The sequence below is a fragment of the Shewanella sp. ANA-3 genome (assembly GCF_000203935.1).
Lineage (GTDB): Bacteria > Pseudomonadota > Gammaproteobacteria > Enterobacterales > Shewanellaceae > Shewanella.
Genome location: NC_008577.1, coordinates 3,719,938 through 3,744,883, shown reverse-complemented (window position 1 = coordinate 3,744,883; position 24,946 = coordinate 3,719,938). Strand labels below are relative to the sequence as shown.

Genomic DNA, 24,946 nt, shown 5'->3' with positions numbered 1-24,946 from the left:
TAGATGAGTCAAAGCCGATGAAAATCAAACGCATTGCAATTATTGGTGGCGGTACAGCGGGTTGGTTAGCCGCAAACCATTTGGGCGCAGAGTTATGTCACGACCCAGAAATCGAGATCACCCTGATAGAATCTTTAGACGTACCGACCATTGGCGTGGGCGAGGGAAGTGTGCCTTATCTTGCCAAAGGGCTGAAACGTTTTGGTATTTCAGAGGCTGAGATGCTACTGACTTGCGATGCCACTTTTAAGCAAGGGATTAAATTTGTTAATTGGTTAGATCCTAAACATGGAGAAAATCATTACTATCATAGTTTTGATACACCCTATCCAGCGGGTGTCGATGTGTCGAACTTTTGGCTGGCAAATGCTGCTGGCCGGCCGTTTGATGATGTAGGGATCCAAGCTCGGATCTGTGAGTTAGGATTATCGCCTAAACGTAAAGGTTCGGGCGATTATGAAGGCGCACTGTCCTATGCCTATCACTTCAACGCCTTGAAATTTGCAGGTCTTCTCGCTAACAACGCTAAGTCGAGATTTAACGTAAAGCATCAATTTGCCACGATTAAAGGTGCCGAAGTTTGTCAATCCGGCCGAATTACCCATTTAGTGACTGCGGATGATACTTCACTTGCATTTGATTTTTATGTGGATTGCAGTGGATTTGCTTCAATCTTAATTGATAAAACCCTCAAAGTGCCTTTTGTGAGTAAAGCCAATGAGTTACTCACTGATACCGTACTTGTTCAGCAAGTTGCACTGGGCGCCGATGAGGAGATTAACCCCTATACCACTGCGACGGCCCATAGAGCGGGCTGGATTTGGGATATTCCGCTTACGACTCGGCGCGGTACTGGTTTTGTGTATTCTAGTCGCCACATGAGTGATGATGAAGCGTTAGGTTTATACGCCGACTATCTAAATGTCGATAGCGCTCAATTTAATCCGCGTAAGATTCCAATGAAGGTCGGCTACAGAGAAACATTTTGGCACCACAATTGTGTTGCATTAGGGTTAGCACAAGGCTTTGTTGAACCGCTAGAAGCAACGTCGATATTGGTATCGGACTTTTCTGCAGAATTACTTGCACGGAATTTCCCTCGACATTTGGAAGATATCGATGTGCTCACGCCGCACTATAATCAGGTCACGACCTATGTGTGGGAAAGAGTCGTGGACTTTATTAAATTGCATTACTGCATTTCTGATAGAACAGATTCGGATTTCTGGCTCGATAATAAAAACAGTGAGACTATATCTCAGGAGTTATATCAGCGACTTGCGCGCTTTGCCTTAAAGCCTCCCCATGCATCTGATTTTTTTGGGCGTTTTGAGTTGTTCGATCATAAAAATTTCCTCTATGTGCTGTATGGCATGAAATTCAACACGGCAGCCCCTGTCTTATCTGCGCAAGAAGTTAAGCATTGTGAAGCATTAATGACAGGGAATGACCAGCTAGTCGTTAAAGCGGCCTCAATGCTGTTAAAACATCGAGATTGGCTTGAAGGCTTAAAGCAGGCCTTTGAGCAGGCTCGTTCTACAAAGGTTTAATTTCAATCTGGATGGCTATGATGTTAGTGCCAATATTTGATAACGCAATCTGTGTCTATGATTTTGAGCTGTATAATCGTTTTGAGGGTAAAGACGATACTTATCAAACTATTGACGCCTTGTTTGCGTTACCAGAAGTGCTAAATGAGGCAAATGTACCCGATGCTAATGGGGGACGAGCCTTGTCTACGGTTCACATGCATCAAACCCATCCAATTCCTCAGCTGTTAAATTTTAAGTCCAATCCTTTAGGCCGTTGGATATTGATGTGTATTTTTGATGCGGCGATACAGCTTGGATTTGATAAAACGAGAAATATTCGAAAGTTAAAGTACCACCGTACTTGGGCTAATCGTATGGAGTATGGTTGTGATGCTGTGGCTCACAGGCATGCGAATGATGCTTGGTCTATACCGCATTTAGTTGCCATTTATTACACAGATGTGCCTGAAAATAGCGCTGATTTAGTGTTTATTCAGGATGATAATCGGCAGGTTATGCGTGGTAAGTCATGCAGTGAGTATCCATTGGCGCAGCAATATAGAGTCAGTTCACAAGCGGGGAGGTTGGTTTGCCATGATGCCCGTTTTTTACATGGCACAACGGTCCATAAAAACACCTTGCCTCGGACTTGTTTAGTGATAGAGGTCGGCTTCCCTCCGCTGGATTGAGTAACATTTTCAGCTTAAATTTCCGTATAGCAGAAGGTCAAATCATTACAAAGCCAGTCAAGATAATCCAACTTGAGAAAAACAGCTTTAAGGTTTTGACTGGGAGAAATAGCGCTAGTTTCCGCGCTAACAAACCGCCGATAATTGCGCCTGGGCCTGCAAACAGTACTAGCTCGAATAGGGCGTGACTGTCACTTGCAAACACATGTATCGGGCTTGCCGACCAGACGGTAATCGCCGATACCACCACTCCGATGGCAACGGCCATCTTGGCACACACTCCCCGTAACATCAGATAGATCACTAAGAGTTCGCCCACGCCAACTGATAACCAAGCGGTGATAATCCCGCCCAAATAGCCAATTATTGCTAGCCAGCAATAGTCTAGGGCGTTGAGGCGATGGCTTTGAAGGGTACGGCGCTGGCTGCTGATAATGATCGCTATCCCTAATATGATAGAGAAAAGGCTAAAGCTAGTATGCAGTGAGGAAGGGGAGTTCAAGTGCCATAACTGACTGCTCCAAAGGCCAAGTATTGAGCAGGTCGCCGCTAATAAAATGCTTGGAATAAAACCAGACCAGGTTTTGTCCTGATGATGGTGTCGTCGATAGTAGCCTGACCATGAAATCGCCCCTGCCGTCATACCAAAACATTGGATCATAAATGAGGTGGAGACACTCTGAGCTTCACTGAAATTTAAGCTGGAAAACACCGGAATAAAGATCACGCCACCTCCCGCTCCCGTAGCGTTTGCAAAGATGGCTCCCGTTATCCCCAAAAACAGAAACTGACCGTATTGTTTTATTAACTCAACGGGTTGATGAAATTGGACTAACCAACATAGCCATGCACTCAATAGCACAAGGACGATTGCCATCGGTCGATAATATTGGCTGAGATTAATCTTTCTGCGTTTGAAGATAAGGCCATATGGCAGCATTTTGAGTGATTACGCGGGATGAGAGTTGTTGCATGCATGTTATCAGTCAAAGACAGCGTTGTCACACTGGTATGGAAATAAAAAGTTAAAACATAATCTATTGATATTTAATGGTTAAAAGTGTTTCGACTAAAAAAATACTGATAAATGTCAAAAAAATGTAGAAAACCTGTTCTTTCTTGTGTAATTTAATCAATGACAACGCTGTCATCTGCTTGTGTGATTCGTTGTTTTGTAAGGTCTGCATGAAGAGGATGAGGTCTCCTTATTCATGTACTTGGCAGAAGTATTGCTGGTCGGGCGGCGATACGTTTGTCTTTAATATTTTGATAGTCTCTCCCCAGAAACTAGCGTTGGCTGGGTACTGTAAGCAGTGCCCAGCCATTTTTTTAGGTAGAGCGACCTTGCTTAGGATAAGCAGACAAGTTAGCGGCATTAAAAAATAAAACTCGCTGGATATTCCAGTCATAAAAAAGAGGCTGCGATTCATGGTTATTCATATTGCTACACTGCTTGGCAGCGTAGTAACGACTCTCGCTAAACGTTTGTTGATGCTCATCCTTGGATTCTGGGCGAACGCTATGGTTTGTGCTTTCAGTTTCATTGCGATAGCCGCAGTGGCATCCGCGTCGTTTATGCTTGCAAATGCCGCCTATGCGGCTGGCACTTCTTCGGCAAGCAATCCCGCTCCCATCAAGATAGTGACCACCATCCAACAGCAATGGCAGTTTAATCTCCTCAAAGAGGCGCTGCGCCGCTCTGGTCAGTCCTATCAGGTCGAGCAAATGTCGACGCAGATGAACCAAAAACGTAAGGTCGAAGAAGCGCTGGCTGGTACAGTCGATGTTTTTTGGAGCATGACTTCCAAGGAGCTTGAGGAAACCGTGCTCCCGGTTCGTATCCCCTTGTTTAAGGGATTACTCGGTAACCGCCTGTTAATTATCCGCAAAACGGATGAGGCCAGATTTGCCAATGTAAAAACGCTGGCGGATTTTAAGCAATTAAAAGCGGGACAAAACCGCTATTGGCCCGATGCCAGCATCCTCGAAGCCAATGGTTTGCCTGTCGTGACTAGCTATCAATACACCAATCTCTATCCGATGTTAGAGGGCGGCCGATTCGATTACCTCGCCCTCGGCGCACAGGAAATTGGCGATGAGCTCGCAAGCCACCCCGATCCCGCGCTGAAAATCGATACTCACATCCTGCTGCAATATCGATCGCCGGCATATTTTTTTGTGTCCCCAAAACGTCCCGAGTTAGCGGCGGCAATCTTAGCGGGGCTCGAAAATATGATAAGCGACGGCAGCTTCGACGAGATGTTTAATCGCGAGCTTAAGATAGACAAGCTCTACCGTGATGCCCAGTTTGAGCAGCGCGTCATTATTCGTCTCGATACGCCCGATTTAAGTCCCTTAACCCCCATTGAACGCCAAGAGTTGTGGTTAGATCTATTTAGTATGCAAGGTGCAAAATAATGAAAACATTAGCCTTAAAAGTACAAATTGGGTTAGCAGCTGCGATATTTATGATAGTCAGCGTGCTATTTGGGGTGTCCTATTGGTTGGCGAGCGATACCTTGGCCAGCAATGAAATGGCCTTTGAAGACAATACCGTTGCTAATCTTCAAGTCACCATGGCACAGCCGATTTTTACCTACGACTACGAGCAGATCCGTGCCGTATTGTCTGTCATGTTAAAGTCCGAGCAAATCTATCAAATTACCGTTGTGGATCATCGGGGCAAGTTGCTTGCCGAAGACAAACAAGCCGAGATCGTTGCCGCAAGTGACCTACAAACAAGAGAGTTACAGTTCAGCGACCAAGGGAATCCGACCGGGCGTTTAACCATTGCCTTCTCTACTTTGCCGGTTAAGGCGCAATTATCCGACTTACTGCTGGGGTACTTTTTACAGGCGCTGCTGATTCTAGCGGGCAGTCTGTTAGTGATTTTCATCATTCTCAAACGCTTAGTGATTAGTCCTCTGGATAAGGTCGTCGCTGCGTTAGAAGAAATCGCCAATGGTGATGGCGATCTTAGCCACAGATTACCCGTGGAGAGCGAAGATGAAATCGGCAAACTCGCTAATGCTTTCAACGGTTTCGTCGAGCAAATTCATGGCACTATTACCAGAGTGCATGAAACCTCGGGTCTGCTATTGGGCGATGCTAAGGCACTGGGTACGCTGTCGCAAAGCAACAATCAAAGGGTGCAGGCTCAGCTTAAAGAAACCGAAGCCGCGGTCACGGCCGTGACTCAATTGAGTGCCAGTGCCAACGAAGTGGCCATCAATGCAAAACGTACTGCCGATGCGGCAACCCAAGCCGATAGAGCGGTCGACGATGGCCAGCGTCAGTTTGACTCGGGCTTAGCCATTACCCGTCAATTGGCGGGGGAATTAGCGCGTTCTGCCCAATCGGTATCGCAGCTACAACAGGAAACCCAACGCATCGATGAAGTCGTGGTGGTGATCAGCAGCATTGCCGAACAGACTAATCTACTCGCCCTAAATGCCGCCATTGAAGCCGCCAGAGCGGGTGAGCAAGGGCGTGGTTTTGCCGTTGTTGCCGATGAAGTGCGCTCTTTAGCGAGCCGTACCCAACAGGCGACGGGAGAAATCCAAAAAATGATCCAACAGGTGCAGAGCCGAGTTGCCGAAACCGTGAATGTGATGCAATCGAGCCAGACCCTCTCCAATCAAGGGGTCAACCGTTCGGAAGAAATTAAGCTCGTGCTGTCTAAAGTGACTGATTTAGTTTCCAATATCAGTAATATGAATATCGAAGTTTCCCATGCGGCGCAGGAGCAGACCTGCGTCACCGAAGCGATTTCTCGTACGTTAAATGATCTTGCCAATGTCTCAGGTTCAGCCTCCCTCGATAGTGAGCACTTAGCACAATCGAGTGAGCGACTGTTTCACCAAGGGGAAAGACTGCGGACGTTAGTAACTTCCTTCAGATTGTAGCCATTTCTGAAGCTAGAAAAGGAATATCATGAATAAAACGATTGCCGCCACCGCGATTTTATTGGCTCTGGGCTTAACGGCCTGTAGCGACGCGCCTAAAACCGAGGCAGTGCCTAGCTCAAGCTCTGTTGAGCAAGCTAAGTCCAGCCAATTAACCCAAGCGCAATTGCAGCAGTTTGGGGATACCTTGGGCGTGAGTTATCGCGTGCTCACCAACAGGCCCGATGATAGTTGTGACAAAGCCGCCGCCGAAGGTCGTTGTTTTGTCGCTGAAATCGATTTTGTCCCAGAGGTCGAGCTTAAGAGCCGAGATTGGGCAATTTATTTTAGCCAGATGCGTCCAGTTCAAGCCGTTGAAAGCAAAGAGTTTAGTATTACGCATATCAAGGGCGATCTGTATCGTATCGCGCCCACCGAGGCATTTAGCGGTTTTAGCAAGGGCGAGAAAAAGACCTTAAAATTCCGAGGTGAGCTATGGCAACTCTCTGAAACCGATGCCATGCCCAACTATTACATTGTTGCTGGAGATTTATCACCAGTGGTGATCGCCAGCACGCAAGTGCAGCAAGATCCTGAAACGGGGATGGAAGTGCGCCCTTATGTTGAGGCGTACACCGATATGGTGAAGCAGTATCGCCGTACCGAGGCGGATAAACTAGCGCCTGCGACACCTGCACAGTTATTTAGCAATAATCAACAGGTCAGTGAAGATGCCAGCTTAGCGGTCAATACCATTATTCCGACGCCGCAAAAAGTCGCTATCCACAGCCAAGATAAAGCCGTGTCACTGACCTCTGGTATTAAACTGGATTTCGGCTCGGTCACCAACGCATCTGCCGCACAACAAGCTTTGGATCCTGAACAATTGGCGGCGGCACTTTCTCGTTTAGCACGCTTAGGTGTTAACGAGTCTGAACAAGGTCTAGCGGTAAAGCTGAACTGGCGTCAAGGCGCTGAGGGTAGCTATCTGCTGGAAATCAAAGCGGATGCGATTGAGATTGCCGCTGCCGATGCTGCAGGGTTTTCCTATGCGTTATCGTCACTTGCCAGTTTGATTGATGTGCAGGATCTGCGCGTAAATGCCATGACGATTGAGGACAGCCCAAGGTATCCCTTCCGTGGTATGCATATCGATGTGGCCCGTAACTTCCATAGCAAGGCATTGATCTTTGACCTGCTGGATCAAATGGCAGCATACAAGCTCAACAAATTGCATCTACATATGGCCGACGATGAAGGTTGGCGCCTAGAGATCGATGGCCTGCCTGAATTGACTGACATCGGCAGTAAGCGCTGTCACGATCTTGAGGAAAACACCTGTCTGTTACCCCAGCTTGGCAGCGGGCCTTTTGCGGATGTACCCGTTAACGGTTTTTATAGCAAGCAAGACTATATCGACATAGTCAAATATGCCGATGCGCGCCAGATTCAAGTGATCCCTTCGATGGATATGCCAGGCCATAGCCGCGCAGCGATTAAAGCCATGGAGGCGCGTTACCGTCGATTACAGGCGGAAGACGTAGAGCTTCAAAACACGGGAAAAGTGCAGGTTGTCCCTGTGCAGGAAACGGCAAATCAAGCTAACACAGCGGTAAAAGCGTTAGATGCGGGCGCTCGTCAATTGCAAGCTGAAGGGAAAACCACTGCAGCTGAGCAATATTTGTTATCCGATGCAAACGATAAAACGGTTTATTCTTCGGTGCAGTATTACAACGATAACACCCTGAACGTCTGTATGGAGTCGACCTATCAATTTGTCAATAAAGTCATTGATGAAATTGCCAAGTTACACCAAGCCGCGGGCCAGCCATTAACCCGCTACCATATCGGTGCCGACGAAACGGCAGGGGCGTGGAAACAATCACCCGCCTGTTTGGAGTTTGTGGCTAATAACGATAAAGGCGTTAAGTCGATAGATGACCTAGGTGCTTATTTTATCGAACGAATTTCGACTATGTTAGCGGCAAAAGGCATTGAAGCGGGTGGTTGGAGCGATGGTATGAGCCATGTTCGCCCAAGCAATATGCCTGCAAAAGTCCAATCCAACATTTGGGATGTGATTGCCTACAAAGGCTATGAGCATGCCAATCAGCAAGTCAACAACGGTTGGGATGTGGTGCTCTCGAATCCTGAGGTGCTGTACTTTGACTTCCCCTATGAAGCCGACCCTAAGGAGCATGGCTATTACTGGGCAAGCCGTGCGACCAACGCACACAAAGTGTTTAGCTTTATGCCGGATAACTTAGTGGCAAACGCGGAGCAGTGGACCGACATTCAAAATCTGCCTTTTGAGGCCGACGATAGGGCCCGAACCGATGAAAAGGGTAAACAATCTGGCCCAAGGGAACAAGGTAAGGCCTTTGCCGGATTACAGGGCCAGCTCTGGAGTGAAACCATCCGCAGCGATAATACTGTGGAATATATGATTTTCCCACGTTTGCTGATGCTGGCGGAGCGTGCTTGGCATCAAGCCGCGTGGGAAGTGCCATATCAATATCAAGGCGCTTTGTATAATCAAACGACGGGGCATTTCACCGCCTTGATGCGTGAGGCTCAGGCGCAATCTTGGCAGCAAATGGCTAACACTTTAGGGCATAAGGAGTTTATCAAACTCGATAAAGTGGGTATCGATTATCGAGTGCCGACCGTCGGCGCCGAGATCCGTGACGGTAAACTGTTTGCCAACGTGGCCTATCCGGGACTTAAGATTGAATGGCGACAAACGAGTGGGCAGTGGCAATCCTATCAAGCTGGACAGTCGGTAACGGGCTCCGTTGAGATCCGCGCGATCGCGGCCGATGGGAAACGTAAAGGTCGCAGCTTAGTCGTTAATTAATCAAATAGTTATATCTGGCTGTATTTTAAAATAAAAATACAGCCTTTTTCTTTTTCACTTTCAGCCATTTCTACCGTCTGACATTTGATTAGAAATTGCTTCAAAAAGTAAATGACAACGCTGTCATTTTTGCTGTAACATTGAGTTAACTAAAGTTGAGTGTCGTATTAACGGCATAAGTATAAGCAACGGTAGCGCTGCATTAAGAGATGAAGAGGGGTGTCATGGGGTTAGTCCAGACAAAAGATCAACAACTGTTTATCGGTGTTGATGGAGGCGGCAGTAAGTGCCGAGCCACTATCTATACTGCGGACGGTACCGTTTTAGGGACAGGTGTTGCTGGGCGCGCTAATCCGCTGCATGGTCTTGCACAAACATTTGCATCTATTGAAGCATCGACTCGCCAAGCTTTGCTGGATGCGGGCATGAAGGAAACCGATAGCCATTTACTCGTCGCGGGCTTAGGGCTGGCGGGAGTCAATGTGCCACGCCTGTATCAGGATGTGATCAGCTGGCAGCATCCGTTTGCCGCCATGTATGTCACTACGGATCTTCATACCGCTTGTATCGGTGCACACCGCGGCGCGGATGGGGCGGTGATCATTACGGGCACAGGTTCTTGCGGTTATGCCCATGTAGGCGATGACAGCTTAAGCATCGGTGGTCACGGTTTTGCACTGGGCGATAAGGGCAGTGGTGCTTGGCTTGGCTTAAAAGCCGCCGAGCATGTGTTACTCGCCCTCGATGGCTTTGCCACACCGACTGCTTTAACCGAGATGTTGTTAAAGCATTTTGGGGTAAGTGATGCCTTAGGCATCGTCGAGCATCTCGCCGGTAAGTCTTCGAGTTGCTATGCGGAATTAGCCAGAAGTGTGCTCGATTGCGCCAACGCGGGTGATGAAGTCGCTCGCGGGATTGTGCAGGAAGGGGCCGATTACATCAGTGAAATGGCACGCAAGTTGTTTAGCCTCAATCCGGTGCGTTTCTCTATGATCGGCGGCCTTGCCGAACCGCTACAGGCATGGCTTGGCAGCGATGTTGTGGCCAAGATTTCTGAAACTTTAGCGCCACCAGAATTGGGTGCCATGTACTTCGCTCAGCAGCAATTTAACTCAGTCAACATTAATGAATAAGCCGTTTTAGCGCATCAGTGCTAAAGCAATACCCGTATTGATTTATAAGGTAAATAACATGACAAACACTATTATGGAGCAAGAAGCTCGCACCGCGCCGCAGAAGATTGCGGGTCAGTTAGCCGCTAACGCCGATTTAATGCAGCAGTTAGGTGAAAAACTGCGTGCTTTCGATCCCCGTTTTGTGATGATTGTGGGCCGTGGTTCATCGGACCATGCGGGTGTATTTGCTAAATATCTTTTTGAAATCGAAGCGGGTGTACCCACTTTTGCTGCCGCGCCATCTGTGGCCAGCGTTTACGGTAAAACCTTGAAGTTAGAAGGCGGATTAGTGATTGTGATTTCGCAGTCTGGCCGCAGCCCTGATATTTTAGCCCAGGCGCGTATGGCGAAAAACGCCGGCGCGTTTTGTGTGGCGTTAGTAAACGATGAAACCGCGCCAATCAAGGATATCGTCGATGTCGTCGTGCCACTACGTGCAGGCGAAGAGAAAGCCGTTGCCGCAACTAAGAGCTACCTTGCAACTTTGTCGGCGATTCTACAATTAGCCTCGGCGTGGACGCAGAGCGAATCCCTCGCCGCCGCAGTTAACTCTTTACCTCAAGCACTGCAAACTGCGGTTGATGCTGAGCCGCAATTGACTCCAGCATCGGTTGAAAACGTGAAAAACTTAGTCGTGTTAGGCCGTGGTTTAGGCTATGCCGTGTCTAAGGAAATCGCACTTAAGTTAAAAGAAGTGTGTTCTATCCACGCAGAAGCCTTTAGTAGTGCTGAATTCCTCCATGGTCCTGTTACTTTAGTGGAGAAAAAACTTACGATTGTGGATGTCTGCATCGGCGATGAGTCCTACGCTAGCCATATCGAACAGATTGAAAATGTGAGCCAACGTGGCGCAGATTTAGTGCATTTAAATCAAACGTCGACGGATATTCACCCACGTGTTGCGCCGTTAGCCTTGTTACAACGTTTTTATATCGACGTGGCCGCAGTCGCGATTGCCCGTGGTATTGACCCAGACCAACCCGCAGGGCTGAAAAAAGTCACTCAAACGCTGTAATGGATGGCCGTTGTCGCCGCGTTAATTTGAAAAGAGGTTTGGGATGAAATTCACCTTAATTGCCGAGCAACTGTTTGATGGTGAAGCCTTCCATCGGGATGTGCCTGTCACCATTGAAGATGGTCTGATAGCCAGCTTAGACACCGCATCGGGTGCTAAGGAAATTCGCTACCCAGGCACCCTAGTGCCAGGTTTTATCGATGTACAAGTTAACGGCGGTGGCGGCGCGTTATTCAATAGCAGCCCAACGGTCGCTTGCATTGAAACCATAGGCAAGGCGCATGCTCGCTTTGGTACCACTGGCTTTTTACCTACGCTTATCACAGATGATGTGCAGGTGATGGCCAAGGCTGCCGATGCGGTTGCCAGTGCGGTCGCGCAAAAGAGCGCTGGCGTATTAGGCGTACATTTTGAAGGTCCGCATCTTTCGGTACCTAAAAAAGGCGTGCATCCACAAGGTTTTATCCGTGAGATCACCGAGGCTGAACTGGCGATTTTTTGCCGTCAGGATTTAGGGATTCGAGTGGTGACCTTAGCACCTGAAAATGTCTCGCCTGAGGTGATCCGCCTGTTGGTGGAGTCGGGCGTTAAAGTGTGTTTAGGCCACTCCAATGCGGACTACGATACCGTTGTCGCAGCCTTAGCGGCGGGGGCGACAGGCTTTACTCACCTCTACAATGCTATGTCACCCTTAGGTTCCCGAGAGCCTGGCGTGGTAGGCGCGGCGATTGAGAGCGAAACCGCTTGGTGTGGTTTGATTGTCGATGGCCACCATGTGCATCCAGCGGCCGCAAGAGTTGCCCTGCGCGCTAAACCCCGTGGCAAAGTGATGTTGGTAACTGATGCCATGCCACCAGTAGGCATGGATGATGAAACCAGCTTTGAGCTGTTTGGTACTCAGGTACTGCGTGTCGGCGATAGATTAAATGCGGTGACGGGTGAACTGGCGGGCTGTGTGTTAGACATGGCGACCGCAGTTGAGAACAGTGTGAAGATGCTCGGTTTACCGCTTGGTGAGGCCCTGCGGATGGCGTCTTTGTATCCAGCCGAGTTCCTTGGCATTGCCGAGAGCGTCGGTCGGTTAGCCGTAGGGCAGCGTGCCGATCTAGTGCTGCTAGATAATCAGTACAAAGTGCTGGCCAACTATATTGCTGGAAATGCGGTTTATGTTCGCCCTTAGTGTGGGTTGAGTCAGTAAAGCGTTAACCTTGGCCCTTGTCGTATTTTGATGACAGGGGCTAAGTTTTTTTATTGTACAGTCTGCATTTTGCTCAAAAGTTATAAAATAATTTAAATAACAATAATAAAGGATAATGGTATGAGTACGACTGCGCCGGAATCTATCACCAATACGGGCGTGAATGCTCAGGAGGCTGCCGCGAAAAAGCGTCAGTCAAAACCGCGGTTGATGTCCCTCGATGCCCTGCGTGGCTTCGATATGTTTTGGATTCTAGGTGGTGAAGCCCTATTTGGCGCCTTGCTTATGTTGACGGGCTGGGCGGGCTGGCAATGGGGTGATACCCAAATGCATCATAGTGAGTGGAATGGGTTTCGCTTCTATGATTTGATTTTTCCGCTGTTTATTTTCCTTTCCGGTGTTGCCCTTGGATTATCGCCAAAACGCTTAGATAAACTGCCGATGCAGGAGCGTATGCCTGTGTATCGACACGGAATAAAGCGACTGTTTCTTTTGTTGTTGCTTGGCATTCTTTATAACCATGGTTGGGGAACCGGGGCGCCTGCCGATCCTGAAAAAGTCCGTTATGCCAGCGTATTAGGTAGAATTGCCTTTGCATGGTTCTTCGCCGCCTTGCTGGTGTGGCATACCAGTTTACGGACCCAAGTGCTGGTGGCCTTGGGCATCTTAGTGGCCTATGGCGCGGTGCAACTCTGGTTGCCGTTTCCTGGTGGACAGGCTGGTGTGTTATCACCGACTGAGTCAATCAATGCTTATGTGGATAGCCTGTTACTGCCGGGTGTGAGTTATCAAGGACGAACGCCCGATCCTGAAGGCGTGTTATCGACACTGCCCGCCGTAGTCAACGCCTTAGCGGGTGTGTTTGTCGGTCATTTTATTGTGAAATCCCATCCTAAAGGGGAGTGGGCTAAGGTTGGCCTCTTGAGCGTTGCCGGTGGTGTTTGTTTGGCCCTAGGCTGGTTGCTGGGTGGGGTTATTCCCGTCAATAAAGAGCTGTGGACCAGCTCTTTTGTGTTGGTCACTAGCGGTTGGAGCATGCTGCTGTTAGCACTATTTTATGCCCTTGTGGATGTGCTGAAATGGCAAAAGCTCGCCTTTATTTTTGTGGTGATAGGCACTAACGCCATCATTATTTATCTGGCCTCCAGCCTAGTGGATTGGAAGTATATCGCCCAGAGTGTGTTCGGTGGCGTTATCGCGGTATTGCCGGAAAATGCTCAGCCCTTAGGAGCTGTGATTGGTTTGCTCACCGTTCAATGGTTAGTGCTGTATTGGATGTATCGTCGCAACATTTTTGTGCGGATCTAACGCCGATATCTGATTTTTCTTAAAGCCACAGACTCACCTCTGTGGCTTTTTTATTTCTAGCAACCAAAGGGCGCAGAGCATCTTTGGTTGTAAATCAGCAGTTAACTGAGTGTTTATGGCTCATTCTGGGGCAAATAGGGCCATTTTGCGGGCTAAATCGCAAATGACAGCGTTGTCTTTTTGTGTTGTTTGTTTTAACATCACTGAAACAATGGTGCGTTTGGATGATAACATTAGCCATTGCAGACGAGTTGCGATACGGATGTGCGGAATACTCAGCGGTTTTTTGTCCCGCCATCACCTTAAAAATTAATTACTATAAGAAGCAGGTTTATGGAAATGACACTCGATAAAAGCCAGCAGAAAAGCAGTTTTCTCCCCATGGCGATAGTGGCAGCACTCTTTTTCATCCTTGGATTCGCAACTTGGTTGAATGGATCTTTGATGCCCTATTTAAAACAAATTTTGCAACTCAATCCCTTCCAAGCCTCACTAATCCTGTTCTCCTTTTATATTGCGGTGACCTTTACCGCGCTGCCCTCGGCGTGGGTTATCCGTAAAGTCGGTTATAAAAATGGTATGGCACTGGGGATGGGCATCATGATGCTCGCAGGCCTATTATTTATTCCTGCGGCTAAGACCCAAATATTCGGCCTGTTTTTATGTGCACAATTAGTGATGGGCACAGGCCAAACCCTGCTACAAACGGCAGTAAACCCCTACGTGGTTCGCCTTGGGCCTGAAGAGTCTGCCGCGGCCCGCGTCAGCGTGATGGGCATTTTGAATAAAGGTGCGGGGGTGATTGCACCGTTAGTTTTCTCCGCATTGATCTTAGATAGCTTTAAAGACCGCATTGGCACTACGTTAACCCAAGTGCAAATTGATGAAATGGCAAACAGCTTGGTTTTCCCTTACCTCGGTATGGCGATTTTTATTGGAGTGTTGGCGCTTGCTGTTAAAAAATCGCCTCTGCCAGAATTATCTAATGAAGATGAAGTGGCCGAGCACACAGATAAAGGCCAAATCAAGGCTGCCTTGTCCCATCCTAACTTAGCCTTTGGGGTTATCGCGCTATTTGTCTACGTGGCGGTTGAGGTGATTGCTGGCGATACTATCGGTACCTTCGCCTTATCGCTAGGGGTTGAACATTACGGCGTGATGACCTCCTACACTATGGTGTGTATGGTTCTGGGTTATACCTTAGGGATTATCTTGATCCCTCGCTTTATCTCTCAGCCAACGGCACTGATGATTTCGGCGATTCTTGGGCTATTACTGACCCTTGCTATCCTGTTCGGGGATAATAATTCCTACGCGATTGCCAATGCGCTGTTAGTGCCTTTCGGCGGTGTGGCCTTGCCTGATACCTTACTCTTTATCGCCTTCTTAGGATTAGCCAATGCGATTGTTTGGCCTGCGGTGTGGCCTCTGGCGCTGTCGGGTTTAGGTAAGCTCACCAGCACAGGTTCGGCATTACTCATCATGGGGATTGCGGGTGGTGCTTTCGGGCCACTGTTTTGGGGACTCACGAGTTCGGCCACCGATATGGGGCAGCAGGGCGGTTATATGGTGATGTTACCTTGCTACCTGTTTATTCTCTTCTATGCCGTGAAAGGTCATAAGATGCGTCACTGGTAATCAGTTACCAAGCGATGTAAAAAAGCCCTCATCAGAGGGCTTTTTAGTATTTGCAGGGCGTGAATTAGAAGGCGTAACTGACGCTTGCTAATACGGTATCGTCGTTTTTCCACACACCGTCGGAGACTTTCTGATCGCCGCTCAAGTCGGTGCCAAGCCAAGCGAGTGACAGGCCAAATCCCATAAATTCGGTGGATACGCCGACGGAATAATCCGAGTAGCTATCAAAGCCTTCACCATCGTCTAAGGCATCGCCTACGTTGTAGCCGTAATGCAGATCGAGGCTCCAGTTTTCAACAAACTCATAGGAGTAATTGATTTCGCCGTAGTGATAATCTAAATCGCTGCCACCGTAATCATTGGTGTACCAATAGGCTACGCGAAAGCCGCTAAACTCGACGCCAGCTGTGACTTCGAAATAGCCGAGGTCACTCTCACCCGAATAGTTATAGCGGTTGAGGGTCACGTCGTAACTGACGTTGTCATTGATGTCACCGCCGTAGGCAACATAGAAGTCATACTCGATATCTGGACCGTTGTAACCTGGCTCATCAAAGTCGACATTACTGGCCCAGGCGCCGACCGAAAATCCGGACTCAAAACTCCAATCGACACCGCCTTGAACCGCAGGATCGCCCGCGGTTTGCGAGATGCCTCGGAAGCGATAATCATTGGTTACGCTAATTTCCCCCGACACTTCTGCGGCGGCAATGCCGGAGAATAAGCTGGTCGTCAGCGCGAGCCCAACAACTTGTGCCAGCCGTTTTTTATTTAGGTTGTTATTCACGGTATTTCTCCCATTTTCTTGATTGACACGGATGTACTAAGTTCTTTTAGCTTTTAAAACAGGCTAGTACATTCGTTGCTTTGCCAAACAACAACCCAGGAAACCCCGTAGCTGTGACCTCATGGCGAGTTAAGCTAAATTGCTTTAGCTTGGTTAATCGAGGCAAAAAGCACCCCCTATGAAACTCACTTTTGTTCGAAGATGACATAAACCTTGCGGCAGGGCTCTACAACTTGCCACTGCCCTTGGAACCCCGCAGGAATAATAAATCGGTCGCCGACAGTGAAGGTTTGTGACTGCCCCTCAAGATCTGTGATGACGCTGGTCCCTTCGAGGATCTCGCAATACTCGTATTCAGTGTAGTTGATTTTCCAAGCACCTGATTCGCTTTGCCAAATTCCACTGTGGAATTGATTACAGGGACTAGAGTAATGATTCTGTAATTGCTGGGTGGGATTACCAGAGATGCGCTTTTCTGGGGCAACTTGGTAACTTTCCATCGGCGACTGTGCGCTAGCAAAGCGAATGATCGACGTGATGCTCATTGTTATATTGGCTCCAGTCGAAGTTATTTCATGGTGGGCATAACAAACTCAGCTTGAGTCTGTTTGCCTACGGGCCAGCGTGCCGTGATGGCTTTACGTTTGGTATAAAAACGTACCCCGTCAGGGCCATGCATATGCAGGGGACCAAAGAGCGAACGTTTCCAGCCACCGAAGGAGTGGAAGGCCATAGGCACAGGGATGGGCACGTTAACGCCCACCATACCCACCTGCACATGGTGGCAAAAATGTCTGGCGGCCTCACCGCTTTGGGTAAAGATGGCGGTGCCATTACCAAATTCATGCTGGTTGATAAGCGCCAGTGCGCTGGCATAGTCCTTAACCCGCACAATCGACAGCACTGGACCGAAGATTTCTTCGCGGTAAATACGCATCTCAGGGGTGACGTTATCGAATAAACAGGCGCCTAAGAAGTACCCCTGCTGATGGTCGGCAACGGTTAACTGGCGACCGTCCACCACTAAGGTCGCACCTTCTTTAACACCGGCGTCGACAAATTCCGTGACTTTGGCGAGGTGTTGGCGGGAGATCAACGGTCCCATTTCCATCTCAGGGGTGAGGCCATTGCCCACTTTTAACTGTTGAATTTGCGGTAATAATTTATCGACCAGCTTATCGCCCACATCGCCCACGGCCAATACCACTGAAATGGCCATACAACGCTCGCCTGCGCTGCCATAGGCGGCGCCCATGAGGGCACTAACGGCTTGATCTAAATCTGCATCCGGCATCAGTAGCATATGGTTTTTTGCGCCGCCGAGGGCCTGCACCCGTTTACCGTGTTTGGATGCTGTGCTGTAGATATACTCGGCGATTGGCGTTGAACCGACAAAGCTAACGGCTTGAATATCTTCATGGCTGAGCAGGGTATCGACGGCCTCTTTATCACCGTTGACCACATTAAATACCCCAGCAGGGAGCCCGGCCTGCGTGAGTAATTCCGCAATACGCATCACTGCGCTTGGGTCTTTCTCCGAAGGCTTCATAATAAAGGTGTTACCGCAGGCAATCGCGATTGGGAACATCCACATGGGAACCATCACGGGGAAGTTAAAGGGCGCTATGCCTGCGACAACACCTAAAGCTTGATTGACCGACCAAGCGTCGACGCCACCGCCTACCTGCTCCGTATGTTCCCCTTTGAGCAAGTGTGGGATACCACAGGCAAATTCGACGACTTCGAGACCACGAATGAGTTCTCCCCTGGCGTCATCGAGCACTTTGCCGTGCTCTAAGGTAATCAGCTGCGCCAGCTCATCCATATGTTGCTCGACCAGCGCCTTAAACTTAAATAGCACACGAGCACGATTGAGGGGCGTTACCTGTGACCAAGTGTCGAAGGCCGATTTGGCGATAGCAATGGCGGCAGAGACTTCGTCGCGACTCGCGAGGGAGACCTGACCTCGGCATTCTCCCGTCGCAGGTTCGAAAATCTCTTGGCTTCTTGTACTGGCGGCGGTGTGTTCGCCATTCACATAATGAGTCATTGTCAGCATAGGTAACCTTTCAATTGCCCCAATTTGGGCATTAGATAAAAAATTGTGCATCATCCTACGGCGTGAATTGCATCGCTTAGGCTGTTAACTATTTGGTCTATTTGATGTTTCTCTACGATTAACGGTGGGGATATGGCGATAATATCGCCCGTCGCCCGCACGAGCGTGCCTTGATGGAAACAATGCTCGAACACGCTGTAACCGCGTTTGCCCGCGCCTTGGCTATTCGGCGCGAGTTGGAACCCTGCGACCAATCCAGTGTTGCGGATATCAATCACATTCGGCAAACCTTTGAGACTGTGAACGGCATCCTCGAAATAACGCTCAAGTTCGAAGCTGCGTTCAAATAGCTGTTCGTTTTCATAGATGGACAGCGTAGCGAGCGCCGCGGCCGCCGCTACTGGATGGCCTGAATAGGTATAACCGTGGAAAAACTCGATGAGTTCGGTGGGGCCTTGCATACAGGTATCGTGAATAAAATCCTGCACAAACACGGCGCCCATTGGGATCGCGCCATTATTGATGGCTTTGGCGGTGGTGATTATGTCGGGGATAACGCCCCAGCGCTGGCTGGCAAAGGCGGCGCCGACGCGACCAAAGGCAGTGATCACCTCATCAAAAATCAACAGGATGCCGTATTTTTGGGTGATTTCCCGTAGGCGCTTTAAGTAACCCTGTGGCGGTAAAATCACCCCCGCCGAACCCGACATAGGTTCAACGATAACGGCGGCAATATTCTCGGCGCCGTGGAGTGTGACGAGTTGTTCTAATACTTCGGCTTTTTCGGCACCAAGGCTAGGTAAGCCACGGCTAAAGGCTGAATTTTGAATATCTAAGGTGTGCGGCAGGTGATCCACACCTTGCAGCAGTTGGCCACTGAAGGCTTTACGGTTATTGCTCAAGCCCCCCACTGAAATGCCACCAAATCCTACGCCATGATAGCCCAGCTCACGACCAATAAAGCGAGTGCGTGATGCTTGGCCATTGGCTCTGTGGTAACAGAGTGCCATTTTAAGCGCGGTATCGACGGACTCTGATCCCGAGTTGGTAAAGAAGACCTTATTGAGTCCTTCAGGGCTGAGTTCAGTTAACCGTTCGGCGAGTTCGAAGGCGAGGGGATGACCCATTTGGAAGGACGGTGCGTAATCCATCTCGCGAATTTGCTTGCTAACGGCTTCGCTGATCTCACGGCGTCCATGGCCGGCGTTACAACACCACAAGCCAGCCGTTGAGTCTAATACCTTATTGCCATTGATATCCGTGTAATACATGCCTTCTGCTTGGGCGAGCAGGCGAGGGCTGGCTTTAAACTGGCGGTTGGCGGTAAATGGCATCCAATAATGTTCGAGGGAAGGATGCTCATGCGTTGTGTTGTAGGGTGAATCGGCCATAGTGTTTACCTTGTCCTTTTCCTTGTTAAATGAGGTCAGGTCTTCGTTAAGAGTGGCTAATATTTGCTATGCTATGTTAGAAATAATGAACATGGAAGAGGTGTGTGCAGTTATTTGTGGCAAAAATGCTATTTTTGTAAAAAATATTGAATATTAATGATTGAACAGCGTAATCTAAGCAGCAGTTAACGACTTAGGTCATCTTTGGCATTTGGCCGTCGAGATAGCCCTCATCCCAATAAAGCTAAAATAAACAAATACAAACGATTAAGAGGTCATCATGAGTACACCTAAAAAACGGAGTGATTGGGAAAGCCTCGCTGCTAGCCTAGCAATCAATGGCAAGGCTTATATCAATGGCGAATACCGCGATGCGGCAGCGGGCAGTACCTTTGACTGTGTCAGCCCGATCGACGGACGCGTATTAGCCAAGGTCGCCAGTTGCGATCAAATGGACGCCAATATTGCCGTCGCTAATGCCCGTGAGGTGTTTGAATCAGGCGTGTGGTCAAAGACTGCCCCCGTTAAACGTAAGCAAGTGATGATCCGTTTTGCCGAGTTATTGGAGGAAAATGCCAATGAACTCGCCCTGTTAGAAACCTTGGACATGGGTAAGCCTATCCGTTTTTCAAAGGCGGTAGATATTGCCGGTGCCGCCCGTGCTATCCGTTGGTCGGGTGAAGCCGTTGATAAACTCTACGACGAGCTGGCGCCGACGGCACATAATGAAATCGGTATGATCACCCGCGAACCCGTAGGTGTGGTGGCGGCGATTGTGCCTTGGAACTTCCCGTTATTGATGGCCTGTTGGAAGCTGGGGCCAGCACTGGCGACGGGTAACAGTGTTATTCTAAAACCCTCTGAGAAATCCCCCTTAACGGCCATTCGTATCGCCGAGCTTGCGGTACAGGCAGGGATCCCTAAGGGCGTGCTAAACGTATTGCCGGGTTATGGGCATACGGTCGGCAAGGCGCTGGCGCTGCATATGGATGTGGATACCTTAGTCTTTACTGGCTCAACAAAAATCGCTAAGCAATTAATGATTTATGCGGGCGAATCGAATATGAAACGAGTGTGGCTCGAGGCTGGCGGTAAGAGCCCGAACATTGTATTTAACGATGCGCCCGATCTTAAAGCGGCGGCGGTGGCGGCCGCCGAAGCCATTGCTTTTAACCAAGGTGAAGTCTGTACTGCGGGCTCGCGTTTGCTGGTGGAGTCTGGGGTTAAAGATCAACTGATTGAGCTTATCGCCGAAGAACTCGCCTCGTGGCAACCTGGGCATCCGCTGGATCCCGCTACTGTTAGCGGCGCAGTGGTCGATAAGCAGCAATTAGATACCATCTTAAGCTATATCAAGGCGGGCCAAGACGAAGGCGCCAGTTTAGTCCATGGTGGACAGCAAGTGCTGGCCGAAACGGGCGGCGTGTATGTGCAGCCCACTATCTTTAGCCAAGTAAACAACAAGATGAAAATCGCCAGCGAGGAAATCTTTGGCCCTGTGTTATCTGTCATTGAATTCAATGGCATGGAAGAGGCGATTGCGATAGCCAACGACACCATTTACGGCTTAGCGGCAGGGGTGTGGACGGCGGATATCAGCAAGGCGCACAAAACCGCGAAGGCGCTGCGTTCGGGAATGGTGTGGATTAACCATTATGATGGTGGTGATATGACGGCACCTTTCGGTGGTTATAAACAATCGGGCAATGGCCGCGATAAATCCATGCACTCCTTCGACAAATACACCGAAATCAAAGCGACTTGGATAGCCCTCTAAGCCGCTTTTACTCCCTCTCAAGCCTCTTTACGCCGATGCGAAAGGGGCTTTCTTTATTTTCTGGTTAACCCTCTAATTAAATGGATAAAGTGGCGCAAGGGTGCCTCTTGGGGATTTTTGCTGTACATTGCTCGGATGATGAACTCATTTGCTAAGGGATGTTCTGTGAGTCTCAAATACTTATCTTTGACCTTAATGCTGCTAGCCACCTTGGCCTTATCGGGGTGTTCTTCTACCCATTCGGGAAACTGGCAGGGGTTTACTGAATCTGGCCAAGCTTCTTTCTACGGCGATAAACATCAAAATAAGAAAACCGCCAGCGGTGAGCGTTATAACCATAAATTAAAAACGGCTGCCCATAAGGAAATTCCTTTTGGTTCAGTAGTTAAAGTCACCAATCTTAAGAACGGTAAAACGGTTGTGGTTAAGGTCAACGACAGGGGGCCTTTCGTGCGGGGCCGAATTATAGATTTGTCCAAATCCGCATTTAGCAGCATAGGCAATACCTCGGCGGGTTTACTGGATGTTAAAATTGAAGTGATTCAAGCCGCGAGTCAGTAATCGACTCTCAATGAGCTTGCCATGTGTGCTTTAACAAAACAGTATCGGTTCGAATGGTTTGAATAGTGCTTGGGTTTTAGTATGTGCAGTAAAACTCAGGCTGATAAGTCATTATCCCAGTTGGAAATCAGAATAAGGACAGCCAATGGAATATCCTCTCGTGAGTACTCAATGGCTCGAAGAGCATCTCACCTCGCCAGATCTCGTGTTACTCGATGCCAGCATGGCCGTGGTGTTGGGCAAAGAGCCTATTCTCTATTCCGAACCTGTGTGCATTCCGCGCTCGAGGCGCTTTGATGTCGAAACGGATTTTTGCGATAAAACGTCTTCTCAAATCCACGCCTTACCAAGGTTTGAACAGTTTATAGAAGGTGTTTCCAAGCTCGGAATAGACCCGCAAAGCGTGGTGGTTATCTATGATAATCAAGGGATTTATTCTTCTCCGCGCGCTTGGTGGATATTCAAGGTGATGGGATTTCACCGTGTGTATGTGCTCGACGGTGGCTTACCCCAATGGATGGCTGAAGACAGGGTCACCTCATCCCGCTATCAGGAAGAAGGGATAGATTATGGTGCAAGCGATAGTGAAGAACTCACTGCAGTACTGGAATATCAGCCTGCCAAGGTGATGGATGCCGAGGCCGTGTTCGCCAAGCTAGATGATAGCGACAGCGCGATTATCGATGCCCGCGGCGCCGCGCGCTTTTTAGGTCAAGTGAGTGAGCCACGCCCAGGTGTGCGTAGTGGACATATTCCCCATTCGGTTAATTTACCTTTTACAGAGGTGCTCGATGGCTTCAAAATCAAAAGTTCGGCCGAATTACAAACCCTGTTTCAAGGGCTTGCTGGCGATAAACCGTTAAGGATTTTCAGCTGTGGCTCGGGCATTACCGCCTGTATCTTAATCTTAGCGTCGATCGCTTCTGGTCATGCCGATGCTGTGCTTTACGATGGCTCGTGGGCCGACTGGGGCAGTCGCAGCGATTTACCCATAGCGCAATAAGCGCTGATAGCAGGAGTGCTGTGCAGGATAACCAGCAGCACTCCATTGGCAGTGATATATCCTTTGACTTATCAAGGAGTTTGCCATGATAACTCGATTGTTTGATAAGCTGATCTTCGGCTTTATCTTAGTGATGGCGCTGCAACTTCCCCAATTAGCCGATCATTATCAGCAATTTTTGGCGGGGCTCTATACCTCGACTCAATGGCAAGTTGAGGGCTACGAGGCCACGGCGAAGGAATATCACTACGGCGATGTAGAAACCATGATTGCCCGCCATTTGCAAAATGAGGAGCCTAGCGTCAGGGCGGATGCCGAGCAAAAGCGCCAGACGCTGGACTTGTATCAAGCACTGCAGCAGGGAATGCAGACTTTTGCTCAGGGGAATCTCTTCGAGAAAACCGCCTATATGTTCAATCCTGCTCGTTATGAATATTTACAGCAAACCATAGTTAACTTTAAGCCCGGCATCCCGTTAACCACCAGTGGGATTGGCTTTGGCGTGCTGGTGGCGTTAGTCGTGCATTATCTTGGCTCGCTGCCTTTTATTCTGTGGTCAAGGCGCCGTAGGCGGATTAAATTGGCTCGCGCCATTTAGTGTCGTTGGATAGCTTGCTCGCATATCCAACGACAGGGCAAACCTCAGAATAAGTCCTTAAACCTGTGGTACAGCATACCCGCAGCCAGCATAGGCGAGCGGAATGTGGGGCCGCCGGGGAAGGTCATATGCTTGATTTTGGCGAATACATCAAAATATCCCGCCTGCTGACAAATGGCTTCGGCGAGCAGTTTGGCCGCCATATGGGTGGCATTTACGCCGTGGCCTGCATAGGCTTGGGCGTAAAAAATATTGCTCGCATCGGGGAGGCGACCGATTTGCGGCATACGGTTGGCGCCAATGCCTATCATGCCGCCCCATTCGTAATCTATGCGTACGCCTTTTAACTGTGGGAATACCTTCTCAAGGTTCGGCCTGAGCGCTGCTTCAATATCCTTAGGATCTTTGCCTGAATACGTACAAAGTCCGCCGAAGAGTAAGCGTCTATCCGCCGATAAGTGAAAGTAATCTAAGGCGATTCGCATATCTGCAAAGGCCATATTTTGCGGGATAATGCTTTGGCATTGCACTTCTGTCAGTGGCTCGGTTGCAAGCAAGTAGCTCCCTGCGGGCAGCACTTTACCGCCGATGTAGCTATTCAGTTTATGGCCTATATAAGCGTTGCCCGCCAGCACGACATATTGGCAAGTCACTTCGCCTTTTGCCGTTAATACTCGCGGTTTATCCCTAGGAATAATCTTTTCTGCGGCGCTGTATTCAAATAATTGAGCGCCCAAGTCTCGGGCAACACGAGCCTCGCCCAAGGCCAAATTCAGCGGATGTAAATGACCGCTGCCCATGTCGACTAGGGCGCCTTGGTAAAAGTCTGAGCCGATAACTTCTCCGAGCTGAGACTGAGTTAATAACTTGATTTCATGCTGATATCCAAGGCGCTTAAGGTGGTCGAACTCTTGTTCTAGTTCGAGCATATGCCGAGGTTTAACCGCCAAATCGCAATAGCCCATTTGTAAGTCGCAATCGATGTGATGTGTCTGTATCCGATTTCGTACAATCTCTACCGCCTCAAAGCCCATCTGTTCAATGGCGCTCACACCTTCTTGGCCTATCTCATTGATAAATTGCGCAGGATCATGGCCAATACCGCGGATCAGCTCGCCACCATTACGCCCTGAGGCGCCCCAGCCTATGCGCTTGGCCTCGAGTAGCACCACGTTTAGGCCCTTTTGCCGCAGTTCGATAGCCGTGTTAATACCGCTGAACCCCCCGCCGATAATGCATACGTCGGTGCTTACCTTGCCCTCAAGTTGGGGATGGGCGTAAATTTCTTTTGCAGTATCAACATAATAAGACTGGGGATATTGTTCACTATGAACGGGAGGTTTGGTGGTCATTTGAGCTCCAAAAAATTGTTTTTATTGTAAATTGGGCTTGTCCCAGTATACTCATCACACTTTTGTGATACTGCTAAAAAGTGTGCATTTTATTTAACACACTTTTTAGATAGAATACAACG

General features: G+C 49.0%; 20 protein-coding genes. 14 read left to right on the top strand and 6 right to left on the bottom strand.

The window, feature by feature from the left end:
* The first annotated feature begins 17 nt into the window (after positions 1-17).
* Positions 18-1,550 carry a tryptophan halogenase family protein gene (locus tag SHEWANA3_RS16370; protein ID WP_011717951.1) on the top strand — a complete coding sequence of 511 codons (1,533 nt, stop codon included), beginning with the start codon at positions 18-20 and terminating at the stop codon, positions 1,548-1,550.
* A gap of 17 nt (positions 1,551-1,567) precedes the next feature.
* On the top strand, positions 1,568-2,221 hold the full coding sequence (locus SHEWANA3_RS16365; protein ID WP_244096574.1) for a putative 2OG-Fe(II) oxygenase: 654 nt from the start codon (positions 1,568-1,570) through the stop codon (positions 2,219-2,221).
* Between the two features lie 37 nt (positions 2,222-2,258).
* On the opposite strand, the gene SHEWANA3_RS16360 is transcribed toward SHEWANA3_RS16365, so the two are convergent.
* Positions 2,259-3,161, bottom strand: a complete 903-nt coding sequence (locus SHEWANA3_RS16360; RefSeq protein ID WP_011717949.1) for a sulfite exporter TauE/SafE family protein — start codon at positions 3,159-3,161, stop codon at positions 2,259-2,261.
* Between the two features lie 488 nt (positions 3,162-3,649).
* Here SHEWANA3_RS16360 and SHEWANA3_RS16350 point away from each other — a divergent pair, with 488 nt between their 5' ends.
* The 8 genes from SHEWANA3_RS16350 to SHEWANA3_RS16315 all read left to right on the top strand — a co-directional run bounded on the left by SHEWANA3_RS16350 (position 3,650) and on the right by SHEWANA3_RS16315 (position 15,296).
* Positions 3,650-4,639, top strand: a complete 990-nt coding sequence (locus SHEWANA3_RS16350; protein WP_011717948.1) for a transporter substrate-binding domain-containing protein — start codon at positions 3,650-3,652, stop codon at positions 4,637-4,639.
* Positions 4,639-6,126 carry a methyl-accepting chemotaxis protein gene (locus tag SHEWANA3_RS16345; RefSeq protein WP_011717947.1) on the top strand — a complete coding sequence of 496 codons (1,488 nt, stop codon included), beginning with the start codon at positions 4,639-4,641 and terminating at the stop codon, positions 6,124-6,126. The genes SHEWANA3_RS16350 and SHEWANA3_RS16345 overlap by 1 nt, the downstream gene beginning before the upstream one ends.
* Positions 6,127-6,154: 28 nt before the next feature.
* Complete coding sequence (locus SHEWANA3_RS16340) at positions 6,155-8,962, top strand: family 20 glycosylhydrolase (RefSeq protein WP_011717946.1); 2,808 nt, start codon at positions 6,155-6,157, stop codon at positions 8,960-8,962.
* Positions 8,963-9,186: 224 nt separating this feature from the next.
* A complete protein-coding gene (locus SHEWANA3_RS16335) occupies positions 9,187-10,095 on the top strand; it encodes a BadF/BadG/BcrA/BcrD ATPase family protein (RefSeq protein WP_011717945.1) in 909 nt (302 codons plus the stop codon).
* Positions 10,096-10,153: 58 nt separating this feature from the next.
* Complete coding sequence (locus SHEWANA3_RS16330) at positions 10,154-11,152, top strand: SIS domain-containing protein (RefSeq protein WP_011623683.1); 999 nt, start codon at positions 10,154-10,156, stop codon at positions 11,150-11,152.
* A 43-nt stretch (positions 11,153-11,195) separates the two neighbouring features.
* Positions 11,196-12,332 (top strand): N-acetylglucosamine-6-phosphate deacetylase, encoded by a 1,137-nt coding sequence (gene nagA / locus SHEWANA3_RS16325; protein ID WP_011626943.1) that lies wholly within the window; start codon positions 11,196-11,198, stop codon positions 12,330-12,332.
* 138 nt (positions 12,333-12,470) lie between these two features.
* Complete coding sequence (locus tag SHEWANA3_RS16320; protein WP_011717944.1) at positions 12,471-13,658, top strand: DUF5009 domain-containing protein; 1,188 nt, start codon at positions 12,471-12,473, stop codon at positions 13,656-13,658.
* 339 nt (positions 13,659-13,997) lie between these two features.
* Positions 13,998-15,296, top strand: a complete 1,299-nt coding sequence (locus SHEWANA3_RS16315) for a sugar MFS transporter (RefSeq protein ID WP_011717943.1) — start codon at positions 13,998-14,000, stop codon at positions 15,294-15,296.
* A gap of 64 nt (positions 15,297-15,360) precedes the next feature.
* Here the strand turns inward: SHEWANA3_RS16315 and SHEWANA3_RS16310 are convergent, their stop codons facing one another.
* From SHEWANA3_RS16310 to SHEWANA3_RS16295, 4 genes are all read right to left on the bottom strand, one after another.
* Positions 15,361-16,083 carry a TorF family putative porin gene (locus SHEWANA3_RS16310; RefSeq protein ID WP_011717942.1) on the bottom strand — a complete coding sequence of 241 codons (723 nt, stop codon included), beginning with the start codon at positions 16,081-16,083 and terminating at the stop codon, positions 15,361-15,363.
* Between the two features lie 185 nt (positions 16,084-16,268).
* On the bottom strand, positions 16,269-16,634 hold the full coding sequence (locus SHEWANA3_RS16305; protein WP_041412730.1) for a cupin domain-containing protein: 366 nt from the start codon (positions 16,632-16,634) through the stop codon (positions 16,269-16,271).
* A gap of 17 nt (positions 16,635-16,651) precedes the next feature.
* Positions 16,652-18,142: a CoA-acylating methylmalonate-semialdehyde dehydrogenase gene (locus SHEWANA3_RS16300; RefSeq protein WP_011717940.1), complete on the bottom strand. Its 1,491-nt coding sequence runs from the start codon at positions 18,140-18,142 to the stop codon at positions 16,652-16,654.
* A gap of 50 nt (positions 18,143-18,192) precedes the next feature.
* Positions 18,193-19,533 carry an aspartate aminotransferase family protein gene (locus SHEWANA3_RS16295; RefSeq protein ID WP_011717939.1) on the bottom strand — a complete coding sequence of 447 codons (1,341 nt, stop codon included), beginning with the start codon at positions 19,531-19,533 and terminating at the stop codon, positions 18,193-18,195.
* A 280-nt stretch (positions 19,534-19,813) separates the two neighbouring features.
* Between SHEWANA3_RS16295 and SHEWANA3_RS16290 the strand changes: the two genes are divergently transcribed.
* The 4 genes from SHEWANA3_RS16290 (at position 19,814) to SHEWANA3_RS16275 (ending at position 23,472) form a co-directional block, all read left to right on the top strand.
* Complete coding sequence (locus SHEWANA3_RS16290; protein ID WP_011717938.1) at positions 19,814-21,310, top strand: aldehyde dehydrogenase; 1,497 nt, start codon at positions 19,814-19,816, stop codon at positions 21,308-21,310.
* A gap of 195 nt (positions 21,311-21,505) precedes the next feature.
* Positions 21,506-21,871: a septal ring lytic transglycosylase RlpA family protein gene (locus SHEWANA3_RS16285; protein ID WP_086017313.1), complete on the top strand. Its 366-nt coding sequence runs from the start codon at positions 21,506-21,508 to the stop codon at positions 21,869-21,871.
* Positions 21,872-22,016: 145 nt separating this feature from the next.
* A complete protein-coding gene (locus SHEWANA3_RS16280) occupies positions 22,017-22,874 on the top strand; it encodes a sulfurtransferase (protein ID WP_011717936.1) in 858 nt (285 codons plus the stop codon).
* An 85-nt stretch (positions 22,875-22,959) separates the two neighbouring features.
* Entirely contained in the window at positions 22,960-23,472 is a 513-nt protein-coding gene (locus SHEWANA3_RS16275; RefSeq protein WP_011717935.1) for a DUF2937 family protein, read from the top strand.
* Between the two features lie 44 nt (positions 23,473-23,516).
* Here SHEWANA3_RS16275 and SHEWANA3_RS16270 read toward each other — a convergent pair whose 3' ends face one another.
* The gene (locus tag SHEWANA3_RS16270; protein ID WP_011717934.1) at positions 23,517-24,824 is read right to left on the bottom strand and encodes an FAD-binding oxidoreductase; all 1,308 of its coding nucleotides are present in this window, start codon (positions 24,822-24,824) and stop codon (positions 23,517-23,519) included.
* Positions 24,825-24,946: the final 122 nt, after the last annotated feature.